7 protein-coding genes are annotated in these 8,299 nt (G+C 40.7%); 2 read left to right on the forward strand and 5 right to left on the reverse strand.

Going from position 1 to position 8,299, the window contains the following annotated elements; translation table 11 throughout:
* Both tatC and WBM98_RS16800 read right to left on the reverse strand, forming a co-directional pair.
* Positions 1 to 672: twin-arginine translocase subunit TatC (gene tatC, locus WBM98_RS16795; protein WP_424367172.1), on the reverse strand; the 672-nt coding region annotated here is incomplete at its 3' end.
* The gene (locus WBM98_RS16800) at positions 672 to 1,637 is read right to left on the reverse strand and encodes a KpsF/GutQ family sugar-phosphate isomerase (protein ID WP_424367173.1); all 966 of its coding nucleotides are present in this window, start codon (positions 1,635 to 1,637) and stop codon (positions 672 to 674) included. The genes tatC and WBM98_RS16800, both read right to left, overlap by 1 nt.
* A gap of 206 nt (positions 1,638 to 1,843) precedes the next feature.
* Between WBM98_RS16800 and recQ the strand changes: the two genes are divergently transcribed.
* On the forward strand, positions 1,844 to 4,039 hold the full coding sequence (gene recQ, locus WBM98_RS16805; RefSeq protein ID WP_424367178.1) for a DNA helicase RecQ: 2,196 nt from the start codon (positions 1,844 to 1,846) through the stop codon (positions 4,037 to 4,039).
* A 233-nt stretch (positions 4,040 to 4,272) separates the two neighbouring features.
* Positions 4,273 to 4,848 carry a fasciclin domain-containing protein gene (locus tag WBM98_RS16810; RefSeq protein WP_424367174.1) on the forward strand — a complete coding sequence of 192 codons (576 nt, stop codon included), beginning with the start codon at positions 4,273 to 4,275 and terminating at the stop codon, positions 4,846 to 4,848.
* A 75-nt stretch (positions 4,849 to 4,923) separates the two neighbouring features.
* Here the strand turns inward: WBM98_RS16810 and WBM98_RS16815 are convergent, their stop codons facing one another.
* The 3 genes from WBM98_RS16815 to WBM98_RS16825 form a co-directional block, all read right to left on the reverse strand.
* A complete protein-coding gene (locus WBM98_RS16815; protein WP_424367175.1) occupies positions 4,924 to 6,255 on the reverse strand; it encodes a carboxypeptidase-like regulatory domain-containing protein in 1,332 nt (443 codons plus the stop codon).
* 175 nt (positions 6,256 to 6,430) lie between these two features.
* On the reverse strand, positions 6,431 to 7,321 hold the full coding sequence (locus WBM98_RS16820; protein ID WP_424367176.1) for a helix-turn-helix domain-containing protein: 891 nt from the start codon (positions 7,319 to 7,321) through the stop codon (positions 6,431 to 6,433).
* Between the two features lie 315 nt (positions 7,322 to 7,636).
* Positions 7,637 to 8,299, reverse strand: a 663-nt coding sequence (locus tag WBM98_RS16825; protein WP_424367177.1) for a pseudouridine synthase, incomplete at its 5' end; no start/stop codon positions are given.

Here is an 8,299-nt window from a genome sequence, read left to right on the forward strand (position 1 = left end):
AATTTTTCGATACTTTTTTAGGATTTCGGGGGTTACCAAACCTATTTTGGTCAAAAAGTAAATGATTATAGGTAACTCAAATATGATTCCACATGCGATAACCGATGTCCTTAAAGTAGAGATATAGGATCCTATGTCAAATTCGTTAAGCACGATCTCACTAACCTGATAGGTTCCTAAAAAGTTAATGGATAAGGGAGCCACAACGTAGTACCCAAAAAGTACACCCATAAAGAAAAGCAAAGAGGCAATGAAAATGAATCCCCTTGAATTTTTGCGCTCTTTCTCATAAAGCCCAGGGCTAATGAACTTCCATAGTTCATATAGCACATAAGGAAAACCAATAATAAATCCTGCCCAAATGGAGGTCCAAATATCAGCAGAGAACTGCCCGCCCATAGTACGGCTTTGAATGCTGAATGGGAGCTTGTCGGCACAGAAATCGGATTCAATACCAATAAAAGTGGCCGCCTTGCAAAAAAAGCGATAGGTGGGAAAATCCATTCTTGAGGGTGCAAAAATGATGGAATCAAAAATAAAACCACTCATTGTAAATGCCACAATACCTATAATTACGATGGCTAAAGTGGAACGAATCAAATGCCATCTTAATTCTTCAAGATGGTCTAAGAAAGACATTTCATTTGGAGTCTTGGTCTCGGTATTTGCCATTATAATATACCTTCGTTAATTAAATTATGTAAATGTACCACGCCTTTATATACGCCTTGATCCACTGCCAATAACTGCGAAATACCATTGTCCTGCATAAGTTCTAGGGCCTTAATGGCAAGTTTGTCGGTTTCGATGGTCTTCGGATTTAAGGTCATGATGTCTTTAGCCATTAACCCACTGATATTTTCATGTTTGTTCAGCATGCGACGAATATCCCCATCGGTAACAATGCCTTTTAGAATGCCTTTTTCCAAAACCGCCGATACCCCCAATAATTTTTCGGAGATTTCCATGATAACCATACGAATATCGGTATCTACATCGACTTGCGGTTTCATATTGGTTTGTACGATGTCGTCCACAGTGAGGTACAACCGTTTACCTAAAGATCCTCCTGGGTGGTATTTGGCGAAATCCTTGCTACTGAACCCTTTCAATTCCAATAAACAGATGGCCAGGGCATCCCCCATGACCAATTGTGCCGTTGTACTTGTTGTGGGGGCCAGATTATTTGGGCAGGCTTCCTTCTCGATATAGGTATTTAGGATGTGATCTGCATGTTTTGCCAGAAAGGACGTAGTATTCCCGGTCATGCCGATCAACAGGTTTTTTCCTCTTTTGATCAAGGGGACAAGCATTTTGATTTCCGGGGTGCTTCCGCTTTTCGAAATACAGATAACCACGTCATCGTCCTGAATAGTGCCTAGATCACCGTGAATCGCATCACCGGCATGCATAAAGATGGCCGGTGTACCCGTTGAATTCAACGTGGCTACGATTTTTGTGGCAATTATGGCGCTTTTGCCGATTCCCGTAATGACTACCCTCCCCTTGGTCTTTAGGATTTTGTTTACTGTTAGCGTAAAATCCTGATTTAGAAGATGGGCCAAATTCCCAATGGCCTTGCTTTCGGTCTCAATGGTCTTTCTGGCAATCTTAAGAATGGCTTCGGAATTGTTCAAGGTATTTGTAGTTAGGGATTGTAAACCTAAAAGAATGTCTTATATTTAAGTTTACAAAATTACATAAACTTAATTTTATATAAAGGGTAAGTTTTTGAGGAAATTTAGGACGTATTTGTTTTATGGAACAAAAGGCCTTATCTTAAATAATTATTGGTAGATGACTAATGGTCATTGCATTGGAAAATTAGATGGCAAAACAAGAAATGGGGTCAAGTGAAAAGGAATTACACGCCTCGTTAAAAAAATATTTTGGATTCTCGCAGTTCAAGGGTCTACAGGAAGAAGTGGTGAGAAACGTTGTTCAAAGAAAAAATACGTTTGTCATAATGCCCACAGGAGGGGGTAAATCGCTCTGTTATCAATTACCTGCCTTAATGCAAGAGGGTACAGCCATCATTGTTTCCCCGCTGATTGCGTTGATGAAGAACCAGGTCGATGCCATTCGTGGCCTTTCAGATGAATATGGCATAGCCCATGTACTGAACTCTTCATTGAACAAAACGGAAGTCAAACAGGTAAAAAGCGATATTTTAAAGGGCGTAACCAAGTTATTGTATGTGGCGCCCGAGTCGCTTACCAAAGATGAGTATGTCGACTTTCTTCAATCAGTGCAAGTATCTTTTGTTGCTGTTGACGAGGCCCATTGCATCTCTGAATGGGGCCATGATTTCAGGCCGGAATATAGAAACCTTAGGGCCATAGTCAGTCGACTCGGCGAAGATATCCCGATAATCGGGCTAACGGCTACGGCAACACCCAAGGTGCAGGAAGATATCATAAAGAATTTGGCCATTACAGATGCCAAGGTGTTCAAAGCCTCCTTCAACCGACCCAATCTATTTTATGAAGTACGACCCAAAACGGCCAATGTAGATGCCGATATTATCCGTTTTGTCAAACAAAATGCCGGTAAATCGGGTATTATTTATTGTTTGAGCAGAAAACGCGTAGAGGAACTGGCACATGTTTTACAGGTAAATGGCATTAGCGCCGTTCCCTATCATGCTGGTTTTGATGCCAAAACCCGTTCAAAATATCAGGACATGTTTCTTATGGAAGATGTTGATATTGTGGTTGCCACCATTGCGTTTGGGATGGGAATCGATAAACCCGATGTCCGCTTTGTCATACATCATGACATCCCGAAAAGCATAGAGAGCTATTACCAGGAAACCGGAAGGGCCGGTAGGGATGGTGGGGAAGGCCATTGTTTGGCATTTTATTCCTATAAGGATATTGAGAAATTGGAAAAATTCATGTCCGGTAAACCTGTAGCCGAACAAGAAATCGGGAACGCCTTGTTACAAGAGGTAGTCGCTTATGCCGAGACCTCCATGTCGCGTAGAAAATTCATGCTGCACTATTTCGGGGAAGAATTTGATGAGGTTAATGGGGATGGGGCCGATATGGATGATAATACCCGAAATCCTAAAGAAAAGATAGAAGCGAAAGATGATGTCATCAAACTTTTGCGAACGGTTCAGGAAACCAGTGAGAAATTCAAATCAAAAGAGATTGTAAAAACGATTACAGGGCAAATGAATGCCTTGGTTTCGTCACATAAGGCACATGGGAAATCGGTATTCGGGATAGGCTCTGGGCAGAGCGAGAACCATTGGATGGCTTTGCTGCGTCAGATGCTGGTTGCCGGACTATTGAAAAAGGAAATAGAGTTATATGGTATTCTACATCTGACACCAAAAGGAAAGGAATTTCTTAAAAACCCAACATCATTCATGATGACCAAGGATCATGAGTATAGCAAAGAACGGGATGAGGCCATCGTTAGTGCCTCTAAAGGTGGGGTTGCCGATGATAAACTATTAAAGATCCTTAAATCACTCCGAAAGAGCGAAGCCCACAAATTGGGGGTGCCTCCGTTTGTGGTATTCCAAGATCCATCTTTGGAAGATATGGCCTTAAAGTATCCCATATCCATGGAAGAAATGTTGAACATTTATGGGGTAGGAGAGGGGAAAGCCAAAAAATACGGAAAACCTTTCGTTGAAACAATCACTTCCTATGTGGATGAAAATGATATCTTACGTCCCGACGATCTGGTCGTCAAGAGTACAGGGGCCAATTCAGGCTTGAAATTATATATCATCCAAAATGTGGATAGGAAATTGGGATTGGAGGATATCGCTTCCGCCAAGGGATTGGAAATATCGGAGTTGATCAAAGAAATGGAACAAATCGTATATAGCGGCACAAAACTCAATATTGGTTATTATATCGATGAAGTTTTGGACGAGGAGCAACAAGAAGAAATCCACGAATATTTTCTTGAGGCGGAAACCGATGATTTGGAAGAGGCATTGCAGGAATTCGATGGGGATTATGAGGAAGAGGAATTGCGATTATACCGACTTAAATTCATCAGTGAGGTAGCCAACTAACCCCTGAAACCCAACACTCTTTATTTTACAAACACAAATGCGCTTCATGGGCTGACCATATTTCGTCGGCTATGCCTTTTATCTTTCCCTGATTTGTATTCAAAGTGTCTTCGAAGGGGTGAGGTAAGCCTATTTTAATATTGTTTAACTAAAAATAAAAAAAATTAAACAAAATTTATGATTTGGCTGTTGGAATTCAACCTACATTTGGGGGAATCTAAAAATTAAATGTTATGAAAATGATTAAAACTTTTACTGCTTTAGCCCTAATTGGGGTAATGTCTACAGCAAATGCCCAAAATGAGATCGCCTTAAACACTCCTGAAAAAGGGATGGTAGATATCTCAAAAAGTGTTGCAAACGCCAATACCATTGTTGGGGTGGCGGCCAGTAATGAGAACTTCACGACCTTGGTTGCTGCCGTAAAAGCGGCTGAATTGGTCGATACCCTAAACAGTGAAGGTCCCTTCACCGTTTTTGCCCCAACTAACGATGCATTCTCCAAATTACCTGATGGTACGATCGAAAGTCTTTTAAAGCCCGAAAGTAAGGCCGTACTTACCAGTATTCTAACCTATCATGTGGTTGCCGGTAAATTCGATGCCGCGAGTGTTATTAATGCCGTATCCGAAAATGGCGGAAAATTTATGGTAAATACGGTTCAAGGTGGAGAAATAACTATTACCGTACAAGATGGAAAGGTTATGCTCACCGATGAAAAAGGAAATACCTCTATGGTAGTAATGGCCGATGTAGAAGCCTCAAATGGCGTAATACACGCGATTGACACGGTAGTGATGCCAGAATAATCAAAGTTCCCCTACCAAAAAGAAACCGCCCCAATGCTAAGCATCAGGGCGGTTTTTATGCGTTTATGCGTGGTTTTATGGTGCCGGGTTACCACTATCCGACTTAGATTTTTCAAGTTGCCGTTGTATTTTTTTAATAGCCGATTCTATTGATTTTTCAGGTTCAATAATGTTGTATTCTCCCCAAAAGTCAGGATCTGAAAATCCAATAGCCTCGTCTTCCAAAATTATGGAGGTTTTAATCCTTTCCCTGGATTTGGGCATTTCGTTAGTGAGATTCTTTTCCCAATCGGTGACGGCCATTTCGCAAGATAGGCTATAGACCGAGTTGAACAATTTTTTGTCCCAATTGATCTTGAATTCCAACATCACATTACTATACCCGTAGTACCATTTGCCGTCTTTTTCCCGATAATCTACCCGATAGGCGACTTCAGTCGGCCATACCCTGGCATTTGCAGGTTTTTTGCGGACAAATAATTTTGCAGCCTCATTCCTATTGGTAATGTTCAAGGAATAAATGGCACTGGTAAGAATCTTACGTTCGGCATCGATATAAAGCTTGCCCTGATATAATTGTTGATCTATATGCGGTTTTTGGCTAAAATTAACGATATAAATCTGCCGTTCATCCACACGGGTAGCGCGATCGAAACTAAAATTGTAGTTATCCAAGGACTGCTCTGCGAAAATATACTCCGGATACTTCATGATATCCACATATAAGGCATTGAAGGGCCCCCCTTGCAATTTTAGGGCAACCGTATCCAGTTTGTCATAATCGGTACTTTTACGTGCTTTGAACAGTTCTACGCCATCCTTTCTGCTAGATGAATATGGGGTTTTGTAAATATTGACCACGGCTTCTGAAAGGGAAACATTTTTCTTCCTTTTTTTGATGGTCTCTCGATAAAAGGCTGTCATCAAGGTAGGGTCGTTAAAATAGTTCTGTCCTCTTTTTTTCAAGGTCTCACGAACCAGTTCTTCTGCATTTTTTGGTATGCTAAGACTTACCTCGCCCAAGGCTTCCACAAAAACATCCATATAAATGTCATTGCGTTCTTCCGCGATTTGTGAAAGGGGTATGGTTTTGTTCTTATACCCTAGAAAAGCCACTGTTACATTACCTTCACTACGGGTAGCTGGAACTTTCAGGGCGAATTCACCTTCCGTATTCGAAATGGTGCTAATATTGGTGCCTTCAACCATCAAAGTTGCAAATACCAAAGGTTTCTTGGTGTCAGCATCCATGATTTTTCCTTTGTATTGCTTGTAGTTCATTTCTTGTTCCGGTGCATCCTGACTAAATACAGATGTATTTGGCAATCCTACCGCTCCGATGAAGACCAGCACGAATAAAAAGGAGTTGAAACTCCTTATTGAGATTTGAAAACGATTCTTCTTCATGTTTGAATGATTTAAGTTTAAGCGCATTTTGAGCTTCTACAAGTTAGTGATAATTAGTCTTAATTCGTTGTTAAATATTGGTATAAACCACTACAGGTGGTCCTTTTAAATCAAAATTTAATACCGGTAAATTCATAAACCTCGACAATTTTTTTGCTGTTTACAATGATTTTTGTCAGGATGCCTCCATATGTTTCATATAATGGGTAGGGGTATTGTTCGTAAACTTCCGGAATGCCTTATAAAAGGAAGCCCTATTGTTGAATCCGACATCATAGGCAATGTGGTCTATGGTCCTATTGCGCGCTGTGTTTTGCAGTAAAAGGTTTTTGGCCTCTTTAATCCGGTATTGATTCACAAAATCAAAAAAAGAAAGGTTAAAATGCTCATTAATGATTTGTGAGGTTTGGTTTCTTGAGAGATTAAGTGTTTTGGCCAGATCATCCAATCTTAGCTCATTGTTCAAATATGGTTTCCCCGATTGCATGGTCTGCAAGAGTTTTTCCTTCATTTCAAGGGACAGGGCAGGCGATAACCCCGTCTTCCTATATTTAATGAACGGTAGCACTTCATGGATGCTTTTACCTTGGAAAACATCTGGTTGAACGAAACCAAAAAAGGCCAACATACCAATGAACGCGGTAATGGCGAGATCTACGAGGTAGTCATAACTTGGGTCCATGAGGTGAAATCGCACCAAAAAAATATAAAGGGCGAAAGCAAATACAAAACCAAGATAGGAACCCACAAACCACTTCAGCCATATGTTTTCACGGAACCCGATCCGCTTTTTTTGCCAAAAGGCAAGGTAGGTGAGAAACCCATAAAAGAACATGATCGCGATGACGATCCATATGGTGTAGCTGGGAAAAATGGCGTATTCAAAGATTCTGCCCTCTTCTGCCACCATGAGTTTATCTTGTGTCGATAAACGATAAAAAGGCCATAGCATACCGATTGTAATCATCGGTGGTATCAAAAATAAGATATCATAGCGTTTAAAAAAGGTTTGGTCAATGACGTTTCTGACGTAAATAAAGACCAATGCGCCATATGTTGTCCACAATGGAAAATGGACGAGGTTTAAATGTACGAAAGGAATTTTCTGGATATCACCCGACCAACGCAGACAGTTATTTAGCAATTCAAAAGCAAAGAGTAACGTGTATACTCCTAATAAGGTATTCGAAAATCGGTTACCCTTATGTTTACTAAAAAAAAGAAGGGATAAAACGACGCCCAAAAAAGCGAAGAAAAGGAACAAAAGTATAATCCAGCTCATAAATGTCCTTCATTAACAGGTAGTTATAAAGATATGAAAAGGCTTTTTTTTGGATGTCTCTTTTTATAGGGAAATATGATTCTTGATTTAAATAAGGGTTTAATCCGGGAATTGGTCCTCATGTGTTTTTGATGAACCGGATACCAACCTATGTATTTCGGCCAGTTCCTCTTGCGTCAAATCCCTCCATTTTCCGACGGGAATGTCCAAGGTAACGTTCATTATTCGGATACGTTTCAATTTTTTCACAGCATACCCCAAGTATTCACACATGCGGCGTATTTGTCGGTTAAGGCCTTGTGTCAGAACGATCCTGAATTGGTATTTTCCGATTTCCTCTACGTGGCATTTACGGGTGATCGTATCCAAAATAGGGACCCCGTTTCGCATTTTATTTAGGAATTCTTCAGTAATGGGTTTATCCACTGTGACCAAATATTCCTTTTCATGATGATTTCTGGCGCGAAGAATCTTGTTTACAATATCCCCATCGTTTGTTAAAAAGATGAGTCCCTCGCTGGGTTTGTCCAATCGGCCTATCGGGAAAATGCGTTTAGGATACTTTATGAAGTCAATGATGTTGTCTTTTTCGACCCTTGTGTCAGTTGTGCAAACGATGCCCACAGGCTTATTGAATGCCAAATAAACCGGTTTTTCCGCAGGTTCTGAAATCCGTTCCCCATCAACGCGTATGTCATCCCCAGGAATGATTTTGGTACCCATTTCAGGTACTTTGCCGTTTACGGTAACACGACCCTGGTC

Origin of the sequence: Maribacter sp., assembly GCF_049667165.1 — a bacterium.
Lineage (GTDB): Bacteria > Bacteroidota > Bacteroidia > Flavobacteriales > Flavobacteriaceae > Maribacter_A.